At 67.0% G+C, this 24,388-nt stretch carries 21 protein-coding genes; 8 read left to right on the top strand and 13 right to left on the bottom strand.

What is annotated here, in order from left to right; all coding sequences use genetic code 11:
- Positions 1-12: 12 nt before the first annotated feature.
- A complete protein-coding gene (gene clpS, locus WFL22_RS02980; RefSeq protein WP_336991409.1) occupies positions 13-306 on the top strand; it encodes an ATP-dependent Clp protease adapter ClpS in 294 nt (97 codons plus the stop codon).
- Complete coding sequence (locus WFL22_RS02975) at positions 303-911, top strand: DUF2017 family protein (protein WP_336991408.1); 609 nt, start codon at positions 303-305, stop codon at positions 909-911. Before clpS ends, WFL22_RS02975 begins: the two co-directional genes overlap by 4 nt.
- Here the strand turns inward: WFL22_RS02975 and dinB are convergent.
- Both dinB and WFL22_RS02965 read right to left on the bottom strand, forming a co-directional pair.
- A complete protein-coding gene (dinB, locus tag WFL22_RS02970; RefSeq protein WP_336991407.1) occupies positions 908-2,158 on the bottom strand; it encodes a DNA polymerase IV in 1,251 nt (416 codons plus the stop codon). The genes WFL22_RS02975 and dinB overlap by 4 nt on opposite strands.
- Before the next feature lie 22 nt (positions 2,159-2,180).
- Positions 2,181-3,158, bottom strand: a complete 978-nt coding sequence (locus WFL22_RS02965) for a sugar-binding transcriptional regulator (protein WP_336651205.1) — start codon at positions 3,156-3,158, stop codon at positions 2,181-2,183.
- 108 nt (positions 3,159-3,266) lie between these two features.
- Here WFL22_RS02965 and WFL22_RS02960 point away from each other — a divergent pair, with 108 nt between their 5' ends.
- The 3 genes from WFL22_RS02960 (at position 3,267) to glpK (ending at position 7,488) form a co-directional block, all read left to right on the top strand.
- Positions 3,267-4,991, top strand: coding sequence for a glycerol-3-phosphate dehydrogenase/oxidase (locus WFL22_RS02960; protein ID WP_336991406.1), 1,725 nt, complete (start codon positions 3,267-3,269; stop codon positions 4,989-4,991).
- A 113-nt stretch (positions 4,992-5,104) separates the two neighbouring features.
- A complete protein-coding gene (locus WFL22_RS02955; protein WP_336651207.1) occupies positions 5,105-5,854 on the top strand; it encodes an MIP/aquaporin family protein in 750 nt (249 codons plus the stop codon).
- Positions 5,855-5,973: 119 nt separating this feature from the next.
- Positions 5,974-7,488 (top strand): glycerol kinase GlpK, encoded by a 1,515-nt coding sequence (gene glpK, locus WFL22_RS02950; protein WP_336651208.1) that lies wholly within the window; start codon positions 5,974-5,976, stop codon positions 7,486-7,488.
- A 124-nt stretch (positions 7,489-7,612) separates the two neighbouring features.
- Here the strand turns inward: glpK and WFL22_RS02945 are convergent, their stop codons facing one another.
- The 5 genes from WFL22_RS02945 to WFL22_RS02925 form a co-directional block, all read right to left on the bottom strand.
- Complete coding sequence (locus WFL22_RS02945) at positions 7,613-8,773, bottom strand: glutathione S-transferase family protein (RefSeq protein ID WP_336991405.1); 1,161 nt, start codon at positions 8,771-8,773, stop codon at positions 7,613-7,615.
- Positions 8,774-8,967: 194 nt separating this feature from the next.
- A complete protein-coding gene (gatB, locus tag WFL22_RS02940; RefSeq protein WP_336991404.1) occupies positions 8,968-10,485 on the bottom strand; it encodes an Asp-tRNA(Asn)/Glu-tRNA(Gln) amidotransferase subunit GatB in 1,518 nt (505 codons plus the stop codon).
- Positions 10,485-12,020, bottom strand: a complete 1,536-nt coding sequence (gene gatA, locus WFL22_RS02935) for an Asp-tRNA(Asn)/Glu-tRNA(Gln) amidotransferase subunit GatA (RefSeq protein WP_336991402.1) — start codon at positions 12,018-12,020, stop codon at positions 10,485-10,487. Before gatA ends, gatB begins: the two co-directional genes overlap by 1 nt.
- Before the next feature lie 10 nt (positions 12,021-12,030).
- Positions 12,031-12,366: an Asp-tRNA(Asn)/Glu-tRNA(Gln) amidotransferase subunit GatC gene (gatC, locus tag WFL22_RS02930; RefSeq protein WP_336651212.1), complete on the bottom strand. Its 336-nt coding sequence runs from the start codon at positions 12,364-12,366 to the stop codon at positions 12,031-12,033.
- Positions 12,367-12,486: 120 nt separating this feature from the next.
- A complete protein-coding gene (locus WFL22_RS02925) occupies positions 12,487-12,981 on the bottom strand; it encodes a hypothetical protein (protein WP_336661106.1) in 495 nt (164 codons plus the stop codon).
- A gap of 259 nt (positions 12,982-13,240) precedes the next feature.
- Here WFL22_RS02925 and WFL22_RS02920 point away from each other — a divergent pair, with 259 nt between their 5' ends.
- The 3 genes from WFL22_RS02920 to WFL22_RS02910 all read left to right on the top strand — a co-directional run bounded on the left by WFL22_RS02920 (position 13,241) and on the right by WFL22_RS02910 (position 15,614).
- A complete protein-coding gene (locus WFL22_RS02920; protein ID WP_336991401.1) occupies positions 13,241-13,927 on the top strand; it encodes a ScbR family autoregulator-binding transcription factor in 687 nt (228 codons plus the stop codon).
- A gap of 160 nt (positions 13,928-14,087) precedes the next feature.
- Positions 14,088-15,035, top strand: a complete 948-nt coding sequence (locus tag WFL22_RS02915; protein WP_336991400.1) for an AvrD family protein — start codon at positions 14,088-14,090, stop codon at positions 15,033-15,035.
- Positions 15,036-15,047: 12 nt separating this feature from the next.
- Positions 15,048-15,614: a hypothetical protein gene (locus tag WFL22_RS02910; RefSeq protein WP_336991399.1), complete on the top strand. Its 567-nt coding sequence runs from the start codon at positions 15,048-15,050 to the stop codon at positions 15,612-15,614.
- A 41-nt stretch (positions 15,615-15,655) separates the two neighbouring features.
- Here WFL22_RS02910 and WFL22_RS02905 read toward each other — a convergent pair whose 3' ends face one another.
- The 6 genes from WFL22_RS02905 to WFL22_RS02880 all read right to left on the bottom strand — a co-directional run bounded on the left by WFL22_RS02905 (position 15,656) and on the right by WFL22_RS02880 (position 24,360).
- A complete protein-coding gene (locus WFL22_RS02905; RefSeq protein WP_336651217.1) occupies positions 15,656-16,327 on the bottom strand; it encodes a haloacid dehalogenase-like hydrolase in 672 nt (223 codons plus the stop codon).
- Between the two features lie 115 nt (positions 16,328-16,442).
- On the bottom strand, positions 16,443-18,815 hold the full coding sequence (gene ligA / locus WFL22_RS02900) for an NAD-dependent DNA ligase LigA (protein WP_336651218.1): 2,373 nt from the start codon (positions 18,813-18,815) through the stop codon (positions 16,443-16,445).
- A gap of 111 nt (positions 18,816-18,926) precedes the next feature.
- A complete protein-coding gene (mnmA, locus tag WFL22_RS02895; protein ID WP_336991397.1) occupies positions 18,927-20,135 on the bottom strand; it encodes a tRNA 2-thiouridine(34) synthase MnmA in 1,209 nt (402 codons plus the stop codon).
- Positions 20,136-20,202: 67 nt separating this feature from the next.
- Positions 20,203-21,402 (bottom strand): cysteine desulfurase family protein, encoded by a 1,200-nt coding sequence (locus tag WFL22_RS02890; protein ID WP_336991395.1) that lies wholly within the window; start codon positions 21,400-21,402, stop codon positions 20,203-20,205.
- Between the two features lie 25 nt (positions 21,403-21,427).
- Entirely contained in the window at positions 21,428-22,411 is a 984-nt protein-coding gene (locus WFL22_RS02885; RefSeq protein WP_336991393.1) for a tetratricopeptide repeat protein, read from the bottom strand.
- 2 nt (positions 22,412-22,413) lie between these two features.
- The gene (locus tag WFL22_RS02880) at positions 22,414-24,360 is read right to left on the bottom strand and encodes a glycosyltransferase (protein WP_336991392.1); all 1,947 of its coding nucleotides are present in this window, start codon (positions 24,358-24,360) and stop codon (positions 22,414-22,416) included.
- Positions 24,361-24,388 lie beyond the last annotated feature (28 nt).

Genomic DNA, 24,388 nt, shown 5'->3' with positions numbered 1-24,388 from the left:
GCGGTGGTCACTATGAGCGCAACGAGAACGGGCACTCAACGACACGAGACACCCCAGGCCACCGCCGACCCAGTGTGGCAGACGGTCGTATGGGACGATCCCGTGAATCTGATGTCGTACGTCGCATACGTGTTTCAAACCCACTTCGGTTTTGCGCGTGATCAGGCAGAGGAGCTGATGCTGCGGGTGCACCATCGCGGCAGCGCGGTCGTGGCCGAGGGTGGCCGCGAGGCGATGGAGATGCACGTTGAGGCGATGCACGGATACGGTTTGTGGGCCACGGTGCGGCAGGCGGGCGAGGCATGAGACTGCTGCCGTTGCAGAACGGCGGGCTGCGACTGCTCTTGGAGCATGACGAGGCCGCGATGCTGGATCAATTGGTGACGCAACTGATCCAGTTGCTGCAGAGCCACAGCAGCACCGCACTCGACCCGGATCCGCTGTTCGCGAGCCTTGAGGTCGGGGGCTCCGATGAGGCACCGCATGATCCCGCGCTCGCGAGGCTCTTCCCCGACGCGTACGCGGGTGACGAAGAGGCCGGTGCGTTCCGGCGCGTCACCGAGCAGGGGCTACTCAACCGCAAGATGCAGGACGCGATGCAGCTCACCTCAGCGCTCGGCTTGGGCGGTGGCATGCCGAACGAGGAGCGCACGGTCGAGGTCGACATCGTAGCCGCCGAACTACCCGCCTGGGCACGCACGCTGACGGCGCTGCGACTCGCGATAGCGGCTCGCATCGGCCTGGACGCCGCCGAAGATCACGCCGCACTGCTCGACGACGATGAGACGCGCGGCACGGTGATGGTGTTCGATTGGCTCGCCGCGATCCTCGAATCGGTGCTCGCAATCATGGCGGCGGATCGCCGCGACGAGAGCGACGACTCGTTCGGGCCGGGCAGTTTCAGCGTTTAGGCAGGCGGCTGCAGAGAGCGGGGATCGACAATCTCGTCGCGCTCCCGCAGCAAACTCGCGGGGCGCACGCCGGAGGCGCCGAATCGGTCGCGCACCTCATCGACGGCCTGGTCAACGGCACGCCAGTCTTCGTCATCGCTCCAGAGCGCGGCGGCGTCGCTGCCAGCCGCGAGCAGTTGCTCTGCGCGCACGCCGATGAGTCGCACTGGGCGCCCTGCGGCACCCAGCGTTTCGAAGAGTTCGACGGCGGTGCGATAGATGCGCTGAGACGAGTTCGTGGCCTCGGGCAGCGTGCGCGAACGGGTGACGGTGTCGAAGTTCTCCCAGCGCACCTTGATCGACACGGTGCGGGCTTCGGCGTCGGCTGCGCGCAGCCGCTCCCCTGTGCGGGTGGCGAGGCGCAGCAGTTCACGGTGCAGCACGCGGGCGTCGCGTTCGTCGTTGGCGAAGGTTTCTTCGTGGCCGATGCTCTTCTCGACGCGCGAGGTTTCGATGCGTCTCGCGTCGCGTCCGTTCGCGAGCTCGTGCAGCCTGCGTGCGTTCGCGGGCCCCACGATCCGTTCGAGCGATGGCAGCGGCTCGCGTGCAAGATCTGCAACGGTGCGGATCGCGCGGGCCTGCAGCGCTCCTGCTGTGGCGCGCCCCACACCCCACATCGCCTCGACGGGCAGCGGGTGCAAGAATTCGAGTGTGCGGGCCGGCGGGATTTCGAGCACACCGTCGGGCTTGGCGCGCTGCGACGCAAGCTTGGCCACGAACTTCGTGCCGGCGAGCCCCACCGAGGCCGGCAGCCCGGTGCGTTCGCGTATCCGCTCGCGCAGGCGCCTGGCGATCTCGCCAGGCTCACCGAAGAGGCGCACAGAGCCGGCAACATCGAGGAAGGCTTCGTCGATGCTGAGCGGCTCGACGAGCGGGGTGAACTCCTCAAAGATCGCCATCACCTCGCGGGAGGCGCGCCGGTATTTTTCGAAGGTGGGCGGCACGAGCACCAGTTGGGGGCAGAGCTGTTTGGCGCGGGCCACGGGCATGGCGGATCGCACCCCGAAGCGGCGGGCTTCGTAGCTCGCGCTCGACACCACTGAGCGCACGGTGTCGTGGGCTGCGGCGACGGGAAGCCCCCGCAGCTCTGGGCGGTCGAGCAGTTCGACAGACACGAAGAAGGAATCCATGTCGACGTGCAGGATCGAGGCCGAGGTGCGAACGCCAGCGGAAACTCCCGCAGCGGTGTCGCCCGGGCCGTCGCTCATACCCGTCATTCTCTCACGGGGTTCACGTGGCAGGGCTGTCGACTGCGAGCACCTGCCTGGCGAGGCTTTCGTCGACGACGAGGTCGGTGATGATGCCGGCAGCGAGCGCACCGCGCAGGCTGTCGCGCTTCGCAGCGCCCGAGACCACGCAGAGTCGCTGCGGGATGCGCCTCACCACGTCGAAGCGGGGCCCGCTCGAACGTTCGTTCATCGCGATTCCCTCAGTGCTTCCATCGGCCTTGTAAAAAACTGTGGCGCAGTCGCCCACGACGCTCTGCTCGACCAGGGAGCGCAGATCTTCTGCGCCGAGGTAGCCGCCAGAGTAGATGTGGGAGCGCGGATCGCCGATGCGGGATCCGAGGCCGAAGACGAACAGGTTGACCGAGGCTTGCAGGTCGATCACGCGGCTTACGGCCCGCTCTCGCCAGAGCGCGGTGCGGGTAGCAGGGTCGTCGAAGATGGCGGGCACCGGAAACTCGTAGATCTCGGCTGAGAATGCGCCGGCGAAGCCTCCGAGCAGGCCTGTGGCGTAGGAGACTCCCGTCGTGCGCCCGTTCGCGGCGCCGTTCATCTGCACGACTCGGGTTTCGGCTGTCGGTTTTCGTGGCAGGCTGCGGGCGACGGCGCTCACCGTCGACCCCCATGCCACGCCAATCGTGGTGCGCGGCGCCACGGCACCGGCGATGAGTTGGGCCGCGGCCTGCGCCGTGCGCTCCAGCCGTTCGTGCTCGGACTGTCTGTCGGATCCTGGCACAACATGCGCGGTGACGCCGAAGCGCTCTGAAAAGCGCTGTTCGATGCGGGAGCGCGCCTCCTGCGGCGAGTGGATGCGGATCTCGACGAGCCCCGTGGAACGGGCGTGGGTGAGCAGGCGAGAGACGGATGAGCGCGATACCCGCAGGTCTTCGGCGATCGCCTCCATGGTGAGGTTCTGCTGGTAGTAGAGCTGGGCTGCGCGCAGTGCGTCGCGCGTTTTCGCAGGACTCTGCCGTTCGGCCATGGTGTGAAGCCTCCGATCACGCACCATTCTGCACATATGTGCAACAACTTTGCAATTCGGTTCAGATGTGGAGCATTCTGGCCGAAACAGTCTCGAAAGGTTCTGGAAATGAACGAGCGCCCAGCAGCAGCATCACGCCCATCGGTCGAGCAGCTTCGCGCGCGCCCCCACGCGGACGTGCTCATCATCGGCGGCGGCATCAACGGCATCGCCACCTTCCGCGATCTCGCCCTGCAGGGCATCGACGTTGCGCTCGTCGAGCGCGCCGATTTTGTCTCGGGTGCATCATCTGCGTCGAGCCACATGGTGCACGGCGGCATTCGCTACCTCGAGAACGGCGAGTTCCGGCTCGTCAAAGAGTCAGTTACCGAGCGCAACAGGCTCGTACGCAACGCACCCCACTACGTGCGCCCGTTGAAGACCACGATCCCGATCTACTCCACATTCTCGGGCATTCTCTCGGCACCCTTCCGGCTGCTCGTCACCCACGGTCGGGGTAAGCCGAACGAACGCGGCGCTGCGCTCATCAAAATCGGCCTCATGATCTACGACACCTTCTCGCGCGCAGGCGGCCAGGTGCCCCGCCACCGCTTCCTGGGCAAAGCGCAGTCGCTGAAGGAGCTGCCGCAGCTCAACTCCAATCTCAAGTACACGGCCACCTACTTCGACGCCTCAATGCACGACCCCGAGCGCCTCGCGCTCGACGTGCTCAACGACGGCCTCCTCGCGGGCGGCGCCCGCGCCCGCGCCGCGAACTACCTCCCGGCAGTAGGCAGCTCCGAGCACGGCGTACGCCTGCGCGACGAGGTCACCGGCGAGGAGTTCGACTTCTCAGCACGCCTCATTCTCAACACCAGCGGCCCCTGGACCGACATCACCAACGAGGCCCTCGGCGACACCACCCGCTACATGGGAGGCACGAAGGGCTCGCACATCGTGCTCGACCACCCCGAGCTCCTCGCCGCAACAGGTGGCAGGGAGATCTTCTTCGAGCACTCCGACGGGCGCATCGTGCTGATCTACCCGCTGAAGAACCGCGTTCTCGTCGGCACCACCGACATCGACGCCGACCCCGCAAAACCTGTCGTCTGCACCGACGACGAAGTCGACTACTTCTTCGATCTTGTACACCATGTCTTCCCCAAGATCGCCGTCGACCGCTCGCACATCGTTTACTCTTTCTCCGGCATTCGGCCGCTCCCCCGCCACGACGACACCGCCCCCGGCTTCGTCTCCCGCGACTACCGCATCGTTGCCACCGAGCACCGCTCCACTCCCGTGCTCAGCCTCGTCGGCGGCAAGTGGACCACCTTCCGCGCGCTCGCAGAACACCTCGCCGATGAGGCGATGGGTCAGCTCGGCAAGCAGCGCCGGGTGAGCACCGAGAAACTCGCCGTCGGTGGTGGCGACGGCTACCCCGTCGATGCTGCCTCCCGGCTGCGCTGGCTCGCGGCCCACGCAGACGGGCGCGACCGCGGTCGTGTATCAGTGCTGCTCGACCGCTACGGCACCCGCGCCACTGAGGTGCTGGCGGCAACGCCCGAGCGAGACCCCGAATTGCCAGAGCTGCCCGGCTACACCGCCGCCGAGCTCGCTCACCTCGCAGCCACCGAGCAGGTGGTGCACCTCGACGACCTTCTGCTGCGCCGCACCTCCATCGCGTTCGTTGGCGGGCTCACCGAGCCGCGCATCCGAGCTGCCGCGGCAGCGATCGCTCCCGCACTCGGCTGGGATGAGGGTACGATCACGGCAGAGGTAGACCGCACCATCGAGCTGCTGCGCAACGCGCACCGCATCGATCCCTCGAAGGGAGGCTCATTCACCGCAGGGTGAGCGATCAGCTCCCCTCCGAGCCGCATCCGGCTCGCGAATCCACCGCTTCTTATGCACCCTGACCCGCCACGGTGGCGCGTCAGGAGTCACCCGAAAGGTCAATGGAGACAACTATGGATATCAATCTGGGACTCTACTTCCTCTCCGAAATGGTCGGCACCGCCATGCTGGTGTTGCTCGGCTGCGGCGTCGTCGCCAACGTGGCCCTCGCAAAGACGAAGGGCAACGCGGGAGGCTTCCTGATGGTCAACTGGGGGTGGGGGCTCGCGGTCTTCGCCGGCGTTCTCGCCTCCGCCTACTCCGGCGCGATCCTGAACCCCGCGGTCGGCATCGGCCTGCTCATCGCAGGCACCATCACCGCCCCCATGTTCTTCGTCGCATTCGCCGCTGAGCTGGTCGGCGCGATCATCGGCGCGATCCTCTGCTGGGCCGCCTACAAGCAGCACTTCGATGATGAGCCCGAGGCCGCCAACAAGCTCGGCGTATTCTCGACCGGCCCGGCGATCCGCTCCTACGGCGCCAACTTCATCACCGAGGTCATCGGCACCTTCGTGCTCGTCTTCGTGATCCTTGCCTTCGCTGACTACGGCGACGTCAACGTCGGCGTTCCTGGCGGCCTCGGACCGCTGACCGCTCTGCCCGTCGCCCTGCTCGTCGTGGGCATCGGCGCCTCGCTCGGTGGCCCCACGGGCTACGCCATCAACCCTGCCCGCGACCTCGGCCCCCGCATCGCGCACGCCATCCTCCCGATCAAGGGCAAGGGCGGCAGCGACTGGGGCTACGCGTGGGTGCCGGTCTTCGGCCCGCTCGTGGGCGGCGCGATTGCAGCATTCGCCGCTCCCGCACTGCTCTCCCTGGCATAACTCCTCACGCGGGATACCCCCGCCGCACCGATCATCTGCGGAGGGGGTCGGCCCCAAAGGCCGCCCCCTCCCCACACCCCGGCGAAGCACCGCCGCCTCGCCGCATCGAAAGGAATCCCATGTCCAAGTACGTCATCGCCATCGACCAGGGCACCACCTCGAGCCGCGCCATCATCTTCGACCGCTCGGGATCCATCATCTCCGTCGGCCAGAAGGAGCACGAGCAGATCATGCCGCAGGCCGGCTGGGTCGAGCACGACGCCGCAGAGATCTGGCAGAACGTGCAAGAGGTGATCGGCATCGCGCTCGGCCGCGCCGACCTCACCCGCCACGACATCGCCGCGATCGGTATCACCAACCAGCGCGAGACCGCCGTGGTCTGGAATAAGAAAACCGGCCAGCCCGTCTACAACGCGATCGTCTGGCAGGACACCCGCACCCAGGACATCGTAGACCGCCTCGCAGCCGACGGCGGCACCGACAGGTTCAAGCAGATCGTGGGCTTGCCGCTCGCGACCTACTTCTCCGGCACGAAGATCGCGTGGATCCTCGAGAACGTCGAGGGCGCCCGCGAGGCCGCCGAAGCCGGCGATCTGCTCTTCGGCACCACCGACTGCTGGGTGCTCTGGAACCTGACCGGCGGTGCCGAGGGCGGCGTGCACGCCACCGATGTCACCAACGCCTCGCGCACCCTCTTCATGGACCTCGAAACGCTCGAGTGGCGCGACGACATCCTCGAAGCCTTCGGTGTGCCGCGCTCAATGCTGCCCGAGATCCGCTCCTCCTCCGAGGTCTACGGCCACGCCGAAGACTCGTCGCTGCTGCGCGAAACCCCCATCGCCGGCATTCTCGGCGATCAGCAGGCAGCCACCTTCGGCCAGGCCGCATTCGAGGCCGGCGAGTCGAAGAACACCTACGGCACCGGCTGCTTCCTCATCTTCAACACCGGCGAAGAGATCGTCCACTCGAAGAACGGCCTGCTCACTACTGTCGGCTACAAGCTGGGCGACGCCCCCACCCACTACGCACTCGAAGGTTCGATCGCAGTGACGGGCTCGCTCATCCAGTGGCTGCGCGACCAGCTCGGCATCATCGAGTCGGCGCCGCAGGTCGAAGAGCTGTCGGCGAGCGTGCCCGACAACGGCGGCGTGTACATCGTTCCCGCGTTCTCCGGCCTGTTCGCCCCCTACTGGCGCCCGGACGCCCGCGGCGCGATCGTGGGCCTCACCCGCTACGCCAACAAGGGCCACATTGCGCGGGCAGCGCTCGAGGCCGTCGCGTTCCAGACACGCGATGTGCTCGACGCCGTCAACGCCGACGCAGGCGTCGACCTCACCGAGCTCAAGGTCGACGGCGGCATGGTGGCGAACAACGCGCTCATGCAGTTCCAGGCCGATGTGCTCGGGGTTCCGGTGGTGCGCCCGGTCGTAGCTGAGACCACCGCCCTCGGTGCAGCCTACGCAGCCGGCCTCGCGGTCGGGTTCTGGAACGGCCTCGACGATCTCTCGGCCAACTGGCAGGAGGATCGCCGTTGGGAGCCCGAGATGGACGAAGCCGAGCGCGACCGTCAGCTGCGCAACTGGCGCAAGGCCGTCACCAAGTCGATGGACTGGGTCGACGAAGACGTGAAGTAAGCGCATCGCAGCAGTGAGGCCGGGGCGGCGGGAGGAGATCCCACCGCCCCGGCCTCACTGCTGCGCGGCGTCGCCGCTGCTGCGCCGGGTCGTTCCGGCCGACCGTCGCCGCTGCCGCCGATCGCTACTCCGCTTCGAGCGGATACAGGGGGTTGTGCCCGGCAGCGATCCGCTCCCCCTCGGGCACCGGCCCGGGTGGGATGCCGTCACCGAACGGCTCACCACCGAGCCGCGCACGATCGTGAGGTTCGAGCCAGCCGGCGAGATCTGGCCCCACCGGCACGATGCCCGTGGGGTTCACGTCTTCGTGCGTGATGTAGTAGTGCTGCTTGATCTGCACGAAGTCGATCGTGTCGCCAAAGCCGGGCGTCTGAAACAGATCCCGGGCATACCCCCACAGGTGATCCATCTCGGCGAGCTTGCTGCGGTTCGTCTTGAAGTGCCCGTGATAGACGGGGTCGAAGCGGGCGAGCGTGGTGAAGAGGCGAACATCTGCCTCCGTGATCGTGCCGCCCATCAGATAGCGCCGCGTCGAAAGCCGCTCCTCAAGCCAATCCATTGCCTCCCAGAGGCGCACGTAGGCCGCCTCGTACGCCTCCTGGCTGCCCGCGAAGCCGCAGCGGTAGACGCCATTGTTCACCTCGGTGAACACCCGCTCGATCACGGGCCACATCTCGTGCCGCAGCGCATCGGGCAGCAGATCGGGTGCGCCCTCGCGGTGATATTCGCGCCACTGGGTTGAGAAGTCGAGTGTGATCTGAGGGTAGTCGTTCGTGACGACCCCGCCTGAGGGGATATCGACGATGGCAGGCACCGTGATGCCCCGCGGATAGCCCGGAAAGCGGGCGAAGTAGTTCTGCTGCAGACGCTCGGTGCCAAGCACCGGGTCTCGGCCCCCGGGATCGAGATCGAAGGTCCAGGATCGCGCGTCGTGCGTGGGGCCGGGCCGGGCGAGCGAGATCGCCTCTTCGAGCCCCAGCAGCCGCCGCACGATCACGGTGCGATTCGCCCACGGGCAGGCGTTGGCCGCGACGAGACGATAGCGGCCCGGCTCGACCGGCCACGCCTCGGCCCCCTCGCTCAGCCCGAAGCCGAGCGAGCCGATCTTGGAGGGCGGCGGTGCCGGCAGCCGCCGGATCGCCGCCGGATCCGCCACGATCCGATCCTCGATGTAGTGCGTGTCGCGCGTGAACTCGGCACCGCTGGTGACGTATGCACCTCGCGTCGAGTGCTCGTTCGCGGGCGCATCGCCGCCTGGGTGGGGTGCAGGTGCGTCGTTCGACATACGGGGCCTCCTCGGTGCGGCCGGCGAAAACCGGATGCGGGCGATTCTAGGGCGGAATCCTTCACGGCCTCCCAGCCGACTCCCGTTCCGGTGCATCGGCATCGCATTTCTGCGCGGTCAGGGGTGCACACGCAGCAGAATGCCCCGGGAGCGGTGAACGCGCCCGGGGCATCATGTCGAACACACGCGCGGTGCTACTCCTGGCCGGCGCGCTCCAGTACCAGCTCACGCACACGAGCCGCGTCGGCCTGGCCGCGCATCGCCTTCATGACGGCGCCAATGATCGCGCCGGCGGCCTGCACCTTGCCGTCGCGAATCTTTGCGAGCACATCCGGCTGCTCGGCGAGCGCCGCATCGACTGCCGCGATGAGCGCGCCATCGTCGGAGACGATCGCGAGCCCACGTGCCTCAACGATCTCCGCGGCGGTGCCCTCACCGTCGATGATGCCGGCGATGACCTGACGCGCCAGCTTGTCGTTGAGGGTGCCGGCATCGACGAGCTCGACGACGGAGACGATCTGCTGCGGAGTGATGAGATCGGCGGGCGCAGCCGAGCGCTCGTTCGCGATGCGCGCGATCTCGCCGGTCCACCACTTGCGCGCCGTCTGCGGCGGCACGCCGGCCGCAACAGTAGCCTCGATGGTCGAGAGCAGGCCGGCGTTCACCACGTCCTGGAACTCGAGCGCACTGAACTGCCACTCCTGCTTCAAACGGCGGGTGCGCAGCGTCGGGTGCTCTGGCAGCTGGGCCCGCAGCTCCTCGACAAGCTCACGCGACGGGGTGAGCGGCGCGAGATCGGGCTCGGGGAAGTAGCGGTAGTCGTCGGCGTCGCTCTTCGGGCGGCCGGGCGACGTCTCTCCCGTGTCTTCGTGCCAGTGGCGGGTCTCCTGCGTGATGGAGCCGCCGTCAGCGAGAATCTGAGCCTGCCGTTGAATCTCGAAGCGCACCGCGCGCTCGATCGAACGCAACGAGTTCACGTTCTTCGTCTCGGTGCGGGTGCCGAGCACGGACATGCCGGCACCCTCGTTGCCGCGGGGGCGCAGCGACACGTTCGCGTCGCAACGCAGGTTGCCACGCTCCATGCGGGCGTCCGAGATGCCGAGCGCGATCACGATCTCGCGGATGGTCGCCACGTAAGCGGCGGCAATCTCAGGGGTGTCGGCCTCGCCGCCGAAGACGGGGCGGGTCACGATCTCCACGAGCGGCACGCCGGCGCGGTTGTAGTCGACGAGGGAGTACTCGGCGCCCTGGATACGGCCCGTCGAACCGCCGACGTGGTTGAGTTTGCCTGCGTCTTCCTCCATGTGGGCGCGCTCGATGGGCACGTGCACAACACGCCCCGATGCGAGCTCGATCTCCACGGAGCCGTCGTACGCGATGGGGTCGTCGTACTGGGAGATCTGATAGTTCTTCGCCATGTCGGGGTAGAAGTAGTTCTTCCGAGCGAAGCCCGAAACCTCGGCGATCTCGCATCCGAGCGCGAGGCCGAGGCTGATCGATCCGCGCACCGCCTGCTCGTTGACCACGGGCAGCGAACCGGGCAGGCCGAGGCACACCGGAGTGAGGTTCGTGTTCGGTTCAGCACCGAAGGTGTTGGGTGCCGAAGAGAACATCTTCGTCTTCGTGTTGAGCTCGACGTGCACTTCGAGGCCGATCACCGGCTCGAACAGTTCGAGGGCCCGCTCGAAGTCCATCAGCTTGGTCTTGGCCATCAGTTCGCCGCCTCTCCAGTCGAAGCACCTGCAAGGGAGGGCGCCTGCGCCCAGAACGGAGATCCGTCGCGCTCGGTGATGAGGCTTTCGATGGCGGATCCCGCGCGGTACAGGCGGGCATCCTCGAAAGCGGGAGCCATGAGCTGCAGGCCCACGGGCAGGCCGTCCTCGCTCGCAGTGCCGATCGGCAGGCTGAGTCCGGGGATTCCCGCGAGGTTCGCGGGGATCGTGGTGGCGTCGTTGAGGTAATCCTGCAGCGGATCGCCGCCGTGGGCACCGAGCTGCCACGCTGTCGTGGGCGCGGTGGGCGAGGCGATCACGTCAACCTTGTCGAAGGCGCTGGCGAAGTCGCGCTGAATGAGGGTGCGCACCTTCTGCGCACTGCCGTAGTAGGCATCGTAGTAGCCGGCCGAGAGGGCATAGGTGCCGAGAATGATGCGTCGCTTCACCTCGGTGCCGAACCCTGCGGCGCGGGTCTCGCTCATCACGCTCTCGACGGTGCCGCCGCCCTGGGGGGTGACGCGCAGGCCGAAACGCACGGAGTCGTACTTGGCCAGGTTGCTGGAAGCCTCGGCGGGCAGGATCAGGTAGTACGCTGCGACGGCGTACTCGAAGTGAGGGGCGTCGATCTCCACGATCTCGGCACCCTGCGCTGCGAGCAGTGCCAGTGCCTCATCGAAGCGGGCCTTCACACCCGGCTGCAGGCCGTCAACCATGAGCTGCTTCACCACGCCGACGCGCAGCCCCTTGAGGCTTGCCGGATCGGCACCGCCTCTGGCGGCCTCCGCCATCGACGGCCAGGCGAAATCGAGCGAGGTCGAATCGTGGTGGTCGTGACCTGCGATGACGTCGTGCAGCAGCGCCGTGTCGAGCACGGTGCGGGCGCACGGGCCGATCTGGTCGAGCGATGAGGCGAGCGCGATGGCCCCGTAGCGGCTGACACCGCCGTAGGTGGGCTTGACACCAACAGTGCCGGTGAGCGCGGCGGGCTGGCGGATCGAGCCGCCCGTGTCAGAACCCAGCGCAAGCGGCGCCTCGAATGCGCCAACAGCCACGGCCGAACCGCCGCCGGAGCCGCCGGGCACCCGGTCGGCCGCCCACTGGTTGCGGGTGGGTCCGTAGGCGGAGTTCTCGGTGGAGGAGCCCATCGCGAACTCGTCCATATTGGTCTTGCCGATGCTGATGAGCCCGGCCGCGCGGGCCTTGGCAACGGCGGTCGCATCGTAGGGCGAGCGGTAGCCCTCGAGAATCTTGGAGCCCGAGGTGGAGGGCATGTCGGTGGTGACGAGCACATCTTTCACGGCGAGCGGCACGCCGGCGAGCTCGCCAAGGGCCTCACCGGCAGCGCGGCGGGCGTCGATGTCGCGGGCCGCCGCGAGCGATGCCTCGGCATCGGTCGCGAGGAAGGCGTTCAGGGCACCATCAACGGCCGCAATGCGGTCGAGGTGGGCGCGCGTGGCCTCCTCGGAGGAGACCTCGCCAGAGGAGAGCTTCGCGGCGAGCTCCGCCGCGGTCATTCTGATCAGTTCACTCATGCCGTTCGCCTTACTGCTCTTCACCGAGGATCGAGGAAACGCGGAACATGCCGTCGCTCGTCTCGGGTGCGTTTGCCAGCGCCTGCTCGCGTGTGAGCACGTCGGCGACCTCATCGGCCCGGGTGACGTTGCTCAGCGGAATCGGGTGGCTCGTGGCCGGCACGTCGGCGCGTGCGACCTCGCTCACCTTGGCGATGTTGGCGAGGATCGAGTCGAGCTCAGTGGTGAGCGAATCGATCTCCGCGTCGGTGAGGGCGATCCGGGCGAGTCCGGCGAGATGCTGCACGGTCTGCGCCGTGATCTCGCCGCTCGCCCCAGCGCGTTCTGCCGCAGGGGTGTCAGGCATGCTGCTCCATCGTGACGTTATGAAAAGTTCGGTGAACCACACCATCCTACCGAGGAGAGGGTGGGGCGAAGCTCTGCATGCCGCGCCCGCGTGAGCGCAGGCCACCGACCGCCTCAGCGTTCAGACGACCTCGCTGCTGAAGAGCTGAGCGCTGATGCTGGTGAGGGCTGCTTCTCTGCCGATCTCGCGCCCGAGCAGCCACCGACCTCCGCCGAAGCGCTCGGCGGTGCGATGCGGGTCGAAACTCTCGAAGTACTGCAGCGTTCCCCTGGGCGGGATCTGCATACCGCCGAACGAGCCGATGGCCCAGAAATTCGCGGTTCCCACAAGCATCTGCGGGTCTCTCGCCGTGACGAATGACGTCGGCAGGCAATCGGTCGTGGCTCGCTGCCACATGGTGACGCCGGCGCGTCCCCGGCGGTGCTCGATCACGAGCCACATCGCCGATCCGGTGCCCCGAAGGTACGCTTCAAGCCACCCATCTTTCGCGTCCTGGCAAGAAACCAGGCCCGCAACGCGCATTTCCTGATCCTGGAGTCGCAGTGGCGCACCAGGCAGCAGGCGCGAAGCCAGCACCTCAAGGCTGGACGGAGAATCAAGACTGAGCCGATTCACGATGCGCCACGCCACCCTTTCATGGGCTTCGAACGCCCCCTCGTTCCAGCGATCCGATCCGCTGAACCGACATGCCCAGCCCGCGTTTCGAAACGTACCAGCGACCCGCACCAACAAATAACTGGAACGATCGCTTTACTTATCGTATCGTGGCCTGGGCCCAAAACATCACCAGACCCGAGCACACTCGGGCCGACCGCCACAGAATCGATCACGACTAAGCTGGGGCGGGGGCAGTCGCGACGGGAGAGGGTGCAGGGTGACGCAGCGCAGAACGGCAGCGCAGGATCGTGGGCGGGATACGCAGATTCGCATTCTCGATGGTGCCGCTTCCGAGTTCATGAAACACGGCTACGGCACCGTGAGCATTCGCAGCATCGCAGAAGAGTCGGGGATCTCCATCGGATCCATCTACTTCCACTTCCGCACGAAGGAGAGCATCGCCAAGGCGATCACCGAAGAGCAGCACCATCGCTCATTGCGGCTCATCGAAGAGATCACCAAGCCACTCGACGGCACCCTACAGAAACTCGTGCACGTGTCTCGCGCACTTGCCGAGCAAATCGCATCCGACCCGATCGTGCGCGCAGGCATGGCCCTCTCCTTCGAAAAAGAAGAGTTCACCGGAGACGTCTCCGGGTTCTACGCCGACTGGATCCAGGCCGTCACCGAAGATCTCCGCGCCTCCTTTGCAACCGGCGAACTCGAAAGCCGCCTCACCCCGAGCCAGCACGCCGAATACCTCGTCGCGCACTTCGCAGGCATCCTGTCACTCGCGATGGCCCGACAGAACATCGACCGACTCGGCGAATCACTCGCAACGATGTGGCTCGGCTCGGTCGACGGGCTCGTACCCGCCAAGCTCCGCGAAGATGCCGTCACCATGATCCGCAGCGTCTACGCCGACGCCCTCGCTCCGACAGGCGACGCAGACACCACCTCCTAGCCAACGGCGGCACCGCCGCCCCAATCCGCCAACGTGTCGTTTTGAAGCAAGACGAACGTACGAGTTAAGCTAAGCCCGCGAGACCGGGGATCCACCCCTCGTGCTCCCCCACCACTCACCCCGCTCAGTGCTGAGCACAGCAAGATCTCGAGGAGACCGCGTGCCCGCAGATGTTCAAGAACTGTCGCTCGAGCATTGGCTCGGCGCTGCCGGGGAACGCTACTTCGGTGCTGGCTACAAAGACGTCACCTACCAGATGCGCGCAGCCCGCCCCGGCCTCGCAGACTTCGCCGTGCACTACCCCGAGGCCTGGTCGCTCGACGCTGCAGGGCAACCACGAGAAACCCACCTCAGCTCGGTCGATGCCGTGGTGCTCACACTGATGGCGACCCAAGCCCAAGTCACGGTCGGCCGCACAAACGAGACAGCCCGCGTCTCAAGCGTCGAACTGAGATCCGGCCGAACACCCTGGCTCGACCTCACCCGGGTGCCACTCGCGTTTTCCACACAAGCCGGCAACGGCAACGGCGAAGACGTTGTCATCGAGGCGACCGCCGGCAACATCCGCACGCGCATCGGCCTGCGCGAAGGTGGGCGACACGGAGACACCCCGTCCCTTCGCATTCCACCCGGATCCGCCCCCACGTACCCGGCAGCGCTGCGTGCAGTGAGCTCCCAAACCCGCATCTCCCAGGTGGACAGGGCCGCTTCGAGCATCAGCGCAGAACACGAGTTCACAGAGAACGAGTCGTCGATCGGCTGCTACGGCGGCATCGAAGGGGCACGGTGGCCATCGATCACCGTCATCGACTACCTCGTCACCATGGGGCAGATGAGCCAGGCAGTGGTCTGCCTTGCGAAAGGCATTACCCGCGCAGGAATGGGCAACCTCTGGATGCGCACCATGAACATTCGCGCCACCGGCCGTTCAACGCCGCTCGGCGCTCAGATCACCACTGAGACGCGCCTCGTCCACGACCGCGCCTGGGTGCGCGACGGCACGAAGGTGCACGACCTGCAGGTGGAATCGCGCTCCAGCGACGGCATTGTCGCAAGCGCGAAACTCGCATTCTTCGACGAGCAGACGCCAGCTTCGACTGGGCGGTAGGGGGCAACCGATATGACCAGGATTGACGACACCATGCTGCTTGCGGCAGCAGAAGAGTTCGCGCTGCGCGGGTACCACAGCGGTCAGCTCAACTGGATGCTCGCGGGCGACGTCGACGCGCTCGCGGGCCGACCGCCCACCAGGCACGAGTTGGGCGTCGCCGTGCTCAACGCCGAGGGCACCGCAATGCGCGGTGCTCAGGCAGCCGCAGCCCGACGCGCTTCAAGCCCCCTCGAACGCCTCTATTGCGCCTTCGACGAGGTGGGCGAGTTGATGGCAGGCAATGTGCTGGTGCGCGCCGGCATGCGCCTCGCTGCAGAATCACGCACGGAGTTTCCTGAGCGGCGGATCGACCCCTACGCGACCTGGCACACCTTTTTGACGGGTGCGCTCACAGAAGCCGCCGCAGCCGGAGAACTCCGCCCCGACACGAACATCGATGAGGTCGCCTGGACCCTGGTAGCCGTGGGCTTCGGCACGAAAGATCTCGTCGGCTTTCACGGCCGCTGGGAAGAGGTCGGGCCGCGCCTGCACGCCGCCCTCCACTACGTGCTCGGGAGCGTCGTCGCGCAGCGTTGAGCAACGGGCGGGCTCGCCTGTCGAGCCGAGAAACCGGTGAGTCAGCCTTCCGGGCCGAGCTCGAAGCTCAGCCCCTCGTTGGCGAACCGCTCACGGGTGCTGGGCGAGGACCCGATCAGCACCAGGCGCTTCGCGAGCCGCGCCGTGGGAAGGTCTGCGGCAGAATCGGTGGCGAACTCCGCCGCAGCCATCGGCACCGCATGCTCAATCAAGGCATCGGCCTTGCGCTGCCCCATCCGATGATCCACGAACCGCATACCATCAGGGGCCGCCGCGAGCAATGAAGCACAGAGCATGTCGTAGGGCACCCCGGCCGCCCGCAGCAGCGATTCCGCGAGCCGCTGCTCCGTCGCGGTCGCAATCACTATCTGCGCGCCAGATTCGTGCTGTGCCCTGATGCGCTGCACCGTGCTCTGCCTGATCCACGCAGGATCCACGCCGACGCGGGCACCGAAGCCTTGGGCAAGCTGCGCGTACGCCTCCTCCGACAGCCCTCGCAGCGCCACCCGTGTGATGCGCTGGGCGAAGGCCGATCGACTCGCAGTGGTGCGGCTCGCAGCCCACCCCGCGATCAGCGGAAGCGCTCGCGCATATCGAAGCCGAGAGGCGCGCAGACGCCCGAGCAGCAGTGCGACGAAGGTGTCACGCGTGGTGATCACCCCGTCGAGGTCGTAAACGTACAGCTCTGAGGGAGCCTCGGCGTCACTGTGCATGATGCGATCATCGTAGCGCGGCCGGGGTGCCGTGCTGCTGCGTCCGACTGCGAAACCCTGCCAAACGGTGAGCCGTCACTCCCCGCGGCTCACTTCAGTGCTATCTGAACCTGTTTCAGGCCTCAGATGCTTCGGTCTCGCCCGCTGCCAGCGCCAGGGCCGCAGGGCCCTCGGTGACAAGCACCGCGAACTGCGCGGCGTCGAGCACCGGAATATTCAACTCCTCAGCTTTGGCGAGTTTCGAGCCTGCCCCGGGGCCGGCGGCCACGAAGTCGGTCTTCTTCGAAACGCTTGACGCCGCCTTGCCGCCGGCCTGGATGATCGCCTCCTTGGCGCCGTCTCGCGTGAACCCTTCGAGGCTGCCTGTAGCGACCACCGTAAGCCCAGCGAGCACCCCGCCCTCGGCAACCGCGGCACCGGGTCCAGGGTGGCCTGGCGTCGCCCACTGCACCCCTGCAGCGGCCCAGCGATCGACGATCTCACGATGCCAGTCGACTTCGAACCACTCCTTGAGCGACTCGGCGATGATGCTGCCCACGCCATCTACCTCGGAGAGTTCTTCGACGGAGGCCTGGCGGATCGCATCGAGCGAACCGAACCACTCCGCGAGCGCTCGTGCCGCAACCGGCCCGACGTGGCGGATGTTCAGGGAGACCAGCAGACGCCACAGCGGCTTCGTCTTCGCCTTCTCAAGCTCGGTGAGGAAGGTCTCGGCGTCTTTCGAGGGGAGCACCACACGGTGGTTTTTGCGGAAACCTGCCTTGCGCCGTGCCGCGGCATCGAGCCCGGCAGCGGCGGGCGGATACTCGAGCACGACGCGCTGGAACGGTGAGCGTCGCCGCGGCTCACCGGTCTCTTCATCGATCACAGGCTCGCCTGTTTCGCTGTCGCGCACGACGACAGTGATCGGAACGAGCTCATCGAGGCTCAGGTCGAAAAGCCCTGCCTCGGTTTCGAGTGGTGGAACGGCGGGAATCTCGGGTTGGGTGAGAGCGGCCGCGGTGATCTCGCCGAGCACCTCGATATCGAGTGCGCCCCGTGATCCGATGTGTTCGACACGGCCGCGCACCTGTGCAGGGCAGGCACGTGCGTTCGGGCAGCGCAGGTCGATGTCGCCCTCCTTCATGGGGCGCAGGGGTGTGCCGCACTCGGGGCAGTGCTCGGGCATGCGCCACTCGACCTCACTGCCGTCTCGCAGTTCGATCACGGCTCCGAGCACCTCGGGGATCACGTCTCCGGCTTTGCGGAGCACCACGGTGTCGCCGATAAGCACGCCCTTTGCCTGCACCACTTGCTGGTTGTGCAGCGTGGCCTGACGCACCGTCGATCCCGCAACTTTGACAGGTTCCATTACCGCGTAGGGGGTGGCCCGGCCAGTGCGACCCACGCCGACGCGGATGTCGAGGAGGCGGGTGTGCACCTCTTCTGGCGGGTATTTGTAGGCGATGGCCCAGCGCGGGGCTCGGCTGGTCTCGCCGAGCTCAGCGTGCAGCTCGAGTTCGTCGATCTTCACCACGATGCCATCGATCTCATGTTCGACGTCGTGGCGGTGCTCGCCGCGGTCGGCGATGAACTCGACAACCTCGTCGACAGTGTCGAAGACCCGCGAGTGGGGTGAAACCGGCAGCCCCCACTCGGCGAGCAGCCCGTAGACCTCTGATTGGTTCTCGATGCCGGGCTGCTGCCAGGCACCGATGCCGTGCACGTAGAGCGACAGCCGCCCGAGCCTGTCGCGCATGAGCGCCAGATCGGTCTCGTTCTTCTTCTCGGCTCGCTGGCGCAGGGTGCCGGCTGCAGTGTTGCGGGCGTTCGCGAACTCTGGGTAGCGGATCGCGATCCGCTCCTCTGGGATTCCTTTTGCCCGCTGCTCTGCGGCCGATTGAGCCTGGAGTTCGTGCTGGCGGCGGTTGAGAGCTTCGAAATCTTCGCTGCTCAAGAACACCTCGCCGCGCGCCTCGAAGAACTCGGGGATGCCCTCACCGTGCAGCTCGCGGGGGATGACAGGGATGAGATCGATATTTTCGGTGATGTCTTCGCCCACACGCCCATCGCCGCGAGTGGTTGCGGTTTCGAGCACTCCATCGCGGTAGGCGAGGCTGATCGCGAGTCCGTCGATTTTGAGCTCGGTGAGCCAGCGCACCTTGCGGCCGGCGGCCGCCTGGGTTTTCTCGGCCCATTCGCGGAACTCGTCGAGCGAGAAGACGTTGTCGAGGCTGAGCATGCGTTCGGCGTGCTCGTGCTCGGGGAAGCCTGCGGAGACAACGGCGGCGCCCACCTCACGGGTGGGACTGTCTTGGCCCGCGAGTTCGGGGAAGGCGCGTTCGAGAGCTTCGAGCCTGTGGAACATCTCGTCGTACTCGGCGTCTGAGACCAGGCTCGTCGCCTCGGAGTAGTAGGCGCGGCGCAGACGCTCGATCTCGACGGTCAGCTGCTCGGCTTCAGCACGAGCCTCATCGAAGGTTTCGGGGATCGGCGGGTTCTCGTTCACCTCTTCAGTCTAGAAGCGACCGCTGACATTCGCGCCCCCGGCCCCTCCCTCCCGCAGCGAGGTAACGCGTGTGGTCGTTTCGCCGGGGCTCAAACTGCCCCACCGACGACCTCAGTGAGCAGTGACGACGGTGGGCGCAGCGGACGCAGCGGGCGCAGCGGACGCAGCGGGCGCTGCAGCAGCCACGGCCCTGTCGATCGTGAACTGGCCGAGCACCCGCGTGCCGATGTAGACCACCGCGGTCTGGCCAGGCGCCACCCCCAGCAGAGGCTCTGCGCGCGCGAGATCGATGTCAACCACGATCTCGTGCGTCGCATCGGCCCGATGCTGCTCGGTGCGCTCTGACTCGAGGATCGGCTCGAGCCTGGCCCGAGCCGGCACAGGATCGGCGTGCGCCCGAATCTGCACCTCGCAGTCGAAAGTCTCGCTCACATCGAAGCCGGGCTCGCCGGCCCAGCTGAAGCGCCCGCCCGCAATGCGTCCGATGGCAAGGCTCTGCTTCGGGCCGACCACCACCTGGTTCGAAACCGGGCGGATCGAGAGCACGTAGCGCGGCTGACCGTCGGGTGCCGGCCGACCCAGCTGCAGGCCGCGCCGCTGCCCCACGGTGTAGCCGTGGGCGCCGTCGTGGCGCCCGACGACCTCACCTGACTCATCCAGGATCTCCCCCGGTTCGCGCGCCAGGTGATCCGAGAGCCACCCGCGCGTGTCGCCGTCGGGGATGAAGCAGATGTCGTGGCTGTCGGGCTTCTGGGCTACCTGTAGCCCGCGATCCTCGGCCTCTGCCCGGATCAGCTCTTTTGAAGGGGTGTCACCGAGCGGAAAGTAACAGTGCGCGAGCTGCCGCTCGGTAAGCACGCCGAGTACGTACGACTGGTCTTTCGCCCAGGCACTTGCGCGGTGCAGTTCACGGCCGTTCGGGCCGTCTTCGAGCGTCGCGTAGTGCCCGGTGGCCACGGCGTCGAAGCCGAGGGCGATCGCCTTGTCGAGCAGCGCGGCAAACTTGATCTTCTCGTTGCAGCGCATGCACGGGTTGGGTGTGCGACCTGCCGCGTACTCCGCGATGAAGTCGTCAACAACGTCTTCTTTGAAGCGCTCGCTGAGATCCCATACATAGAAAGGAATCCCCAGCATCCCGGCGGCACGGCGCGCATCCATTGCGTCTTCAATGGTGCAGCAGCCACGGGAACCGGTGCGCAGTGTGCCGGGCATCCGGCTGAGCGCCAAATGCACACCCACGACATCGTGCCCCGCCTCGACAGCGCGTGCTGCCGCCACGGCGGAGTCCACTCCCCCACTCATCGCCGCCAGAATCTTCATCCGAAACAGTCTACGCGTTCATCGCAGAACACCCCAGTAGGAGAAATCCTTCGCGAGCGACGAGCGCTCAGGAGAGGCCCGCTTCTCTCGCTCGTTCGAGTGCGGCCGGCAGGGCTTCGAGCAGCGCGTCAACCTCATCGTCTCGGGTGTCGGGGCCGAGGGTGAAGCGCAGGGCTCCCGCCGCTTCGGCCGCAGGCACCCCCATTGCGAGAAGCACATGTGAGATCTCGGCGACGCCGGCACGACATGCTGAGCCGACCGAGACCGAAACTCCGACGGTATCGAGCAGGAACACGAGCGAGTCACCCTGGCAACCAGGAAAAGTGAAGTGAGCATTGCCCGGCAGTCGCGGCGCAACAGCGGGCTCAGCAGCGGGCTCCGGCCCGCGCAGCACAGCGCCCGGGTCAACCGCGCGCACCCCTGCGACCAGCCGGTCACGCAGCGCCGCGAGGCGCGCCGTGCGTTCAGGATCGGGGCGCGCCTCGGCGTCGAGCGCGATGTCGAGGGCAGCAGCGAAAGCGACGGCCCCGGCAACATCTTGGGTGCCCGAGCGTGCACGCTGCTGCGTGCCGCCGTGCATCAGCGCATCCGCGGAGGTGCGCCGCCCCAGCACGAGGGCCCCCACGCCCACTGGCCCGCCGATCTTGTGCGCCGAAACTGACACGGCAGCGGCACCAGACGCAGCGAAGTCGATCGGGATCTGGCCCAAAGCCGATACGGCATCGACGTGGGCGGGAACGCCGACCTCCGCCGCGATCCGGCACAGTTCCGCAACCGGCTGCACCGTACCCACCTCGTTGTTCGCCCACAAGAAGGAGACGAGCGCGACCCGTTCAGCGCCCTCCTCGGCGAGCGCGGCCGCAAGCACGTGTGGCTGCAGCACCCCTTCGGCATCGACGGGCAACCACCGCAGCCGAGCGCCCTGGGCGTCGCGCAGCCACTCAGCGGCTTCCACAGTGGCGTGGTGCTCGCCCTCGGCCACAAGGATCACCGGATCCGACCCCAGCACGGCACGGCGCGCCCAATAGATGCCTTTGATTGCCAGATTGATCGATTCGGTGCCGCCGCTGGTGAGAATCAGCTCGGCCGCATCGCAGCCGAGACCCCGCGCGATGCGTTCGCGGGCCTGCTCGAGCACCTCGCTGGCGCGCTGACCGTGCCCGTGGGTGGATGCGGGATTGCCGACCACGCGCAGCGCGTCGCTGTAGGCGGCGAGCACCGCCTCGGGCATCGGAGAGGTCGCCGCGTGGTCGAGATAGGCGCGCACGTTACTCAGGACAGGTCATGCCTGCTCAGTAGAGCAGGCTCGCGAGACGGCCGCGGGCGGCGGCGACCCGCGGATCCGCAATCCCCACGACCTCGAAGAGTTCGAGCAGGCGTTCGCGGATCGCGGCGCGATCATCGCTCTCAGCGCTTTCGGCGAAGAGTTCGAGCAGACGCAGGAAAGCGTCCTCAACATGCCCACCCGAGACGTCGAGGTCGGCGACCCGCATCTGCGCCGCAACATCGCGCGGAGCCGCCGCAGCCGCGCTTCGGATCTCATCGACGGTGAGCCCCTGCAGCCGCTGCAGCAAGCGCATCTGCACGAGCGCGGCACGGGCTTCGGCGTCGGCTGGGGCCTTCGCAAGCACCGCTTCCCACTCCGCTACCGCCGCGGCGTAGTCGCCCCGCTCGGCAGCCTCTACCGCAGCACGGTGCGCCTCAGGAATCTCGGGTTCCACAGGACCAGCGGGCGTCTGCTCGCCTTCAACGCCGCCTTGATCCGGCGCACTCACGCGACCGACCACCCCATGCTGCTCGGCCAGCTGCACCAGCTGCACGAAGAACTCGCGCACCTGCGCCTCGGGCACGGCTCCCTGGAACAGGGGCACCGGGCGGCCCGCAACGAGCGCCACCACAGTGGGAATCGACTGCGCCTGGAAGGCCTGCGCCAGGCCGGGATTCGCGTCGACATCAACCTTCGCGAGCAGCACCCGACCGTCGAGTTCGCGCGTGATCTTCTCGATCACGGGGCTCAGCGTCTTGCAGGGCTGGCACCATTCGGCCCACAGGTCGAACACCACAGGTACCACCGACGACAGCTGCGCGATCTGCTCGAACGTGGCGTCGGTGACGTCGAGCACGAGCGAAGGCACGTCGACGGTCTGGGCCGCCGCCTGAGGCTGGCCCGCTGCCGCCGCGCCTGGCTGACCACCGGGCGCAGCCTGGCCGCGAGCTGCGAGATGGCTCAGGTCGACTCCGCCACCGGGAATGCGGGCGGGCATCTGCTGGGTCATGTCTAGTTCCTTACTCCTACGAGTTCGCTGGTCACACCGAGCAGCTGGATTTTGCTTCCATCGGTTTTGCTGGGTACGAAGAAGAGCAGCTGGTGGGCGACCTCTTGCACAAGGCGCCCCTGCTCACCCGACAGGCCGGAGAGGGCGGTGACCGCCCCGTTGGCCTGCGGCTTGTAACGGCCACCCGCAGCGTCGACGATCTGCTCTTCGATTACCGTGGTCGCGACGAGGGCCCCGCCCACGCCTGTCGAAAGCGCGACAGGCTCTTCGTCGCCCTGACGGGCCGCAACCGAATAGGCCATGGTCTGGCCCTTCGCGTCCGACTGCGCCTGAGCCTGCTCGGCGAGGGTCTTGCCATAGTGCTGCAGCAGGGGGTCATCGGCAATGTCGAAGGCCTCAGCCTCTGGCACATCGGGGCCTCCCTGCAACACGGCCGCGAACTGCGCGCCGACCTCGCCCGGAGGCAGCACCAGCGACTCGATATCGTTCGCGAGCAGCGCGGTGCCCTCCTCAGCCGGGGCGGCCTGCGGCATCGAGATGCCGCCGCGCAACGCAATCACACGCGAAACCTGGTAGTTCTGCTGCGGAGTCTCCTGCGTGAGCACGAGGGCAAGCGAGGGTGACGCCGCCGGGGTCTCACCGTCGGCATTCTCAGCGCCCTGCTTGTTTGCGTCTTCGCGCGAGGAGGCCACGGTAACGAACAGGGTGCGGGGCCACGACTCAGTGCTCTGCACGAGCTCGTAGTCGAGCTCTTGGTCGGTGATGCGCGGGGGCACCACGCTGTAGTCGGGCATGCTGGCCCTGATCTTGTAGTTCGCAGTGCGCTGGGCCAGGGCGTCTCCGGTGAAGCGTTCACTGAGGATGTCGGCGCTGAGAGCGTCGTCGGCTTCGTTCGCCACGGCCGACACACGCTCCACGATACGGTCGAGCTGACCGTCTGTGACAGGAACAGGCGCGGCCGAAGACGGCGTGGGAGCCACCGTTTCTTTCTCACTCGAGTTCGAGCCGGGCTGCGGCCAGTAGCTGGGCGAGCAGCCGGTGAGACCCACCACCGCCGCGAGCCCGAGAGCCGGAATCGCGAAGCCACGCCGCAGCCGCGAGCGGCGCAAGGAGCGCATCGACGCGGTGCCGCTTTCGGGCTTTGCTGGATCAGAGGATGCGGATCCGCCACCCTCATGAAGCTGCGCCTCACCGCTGTCACGACCATCCGGGGCAGCGGCAGCGCCGCGAGCGGGCCTGCCGAATGCGTTGCGAATGCCCTGCAGCGGCCCACGACGGCCACGCCGCGGGCCGAGACCGCGACGGTTGTGATCAATCGCGAGCAGGTAGAGGACGCCTCCGAGCACCGCAAACAGCGCACCGCCCACGAGCAACGGGCCAGCCCAGGGAGTGTTGCGATCCTGCACCCACACGAGCGAAACGTCAGAAGGCACAGGATCCTCCCCATTCGAGGCGATCAGCACAGAATGGTCGGCGTCGAGCGCGACCGGCACCCGCAGCGTGCTGGCATCGGCGCTCTGCCCGTCATCGTCGATGGAGCGCTCTTCGAGCCACAGATCGCTGCCGCGCGGATCGATCGGCTCGGGTGCAACAGCCTCGCCACCGTCTTCTGGAGCGTCAACCACGGCCGGCGCGATGAGCGCACTCAGCAGGCGCTTCTGCTTCGTATCGACGCTGAGTTCGGCGTGCAGGTAGGGTTCGACCCAGCCCTCGACGTCGCGAGTCTGACCGGTGGCAACAAATCCCTGCCCACCCTTCAACACGATATTCGCTTGCCCCGGCACCTTCGCAAGCTCGGAACCGTCGACAAAGGCATAACCGGCCTCGGAATTGGTCTCGATTGGAAAGCTGATCTCGGACGGGCCTGCAAGAAACGTGCGCTGGCCGATGCCCAGCAGCAGCAGAACACCGGAGATCACCAGCGCTGCGATCGCGAGCACATATCGCACGGGGGCTCCTATCCACGGATGACGGCGC

It is taken from the genome of Leucobacter sp. VD1, assembly GCF_037150695.1.
GTDB lineage: Bacteria > Actinomycetota > Actinomycetes > Actinomycetales > Microbacteriaceae > Leucobacter.
The sequence above is the reverse complement of the archived record's forward strand: the minus strand, read 5'-3'. Positions and strand labels throughout refer to the sequence as shown.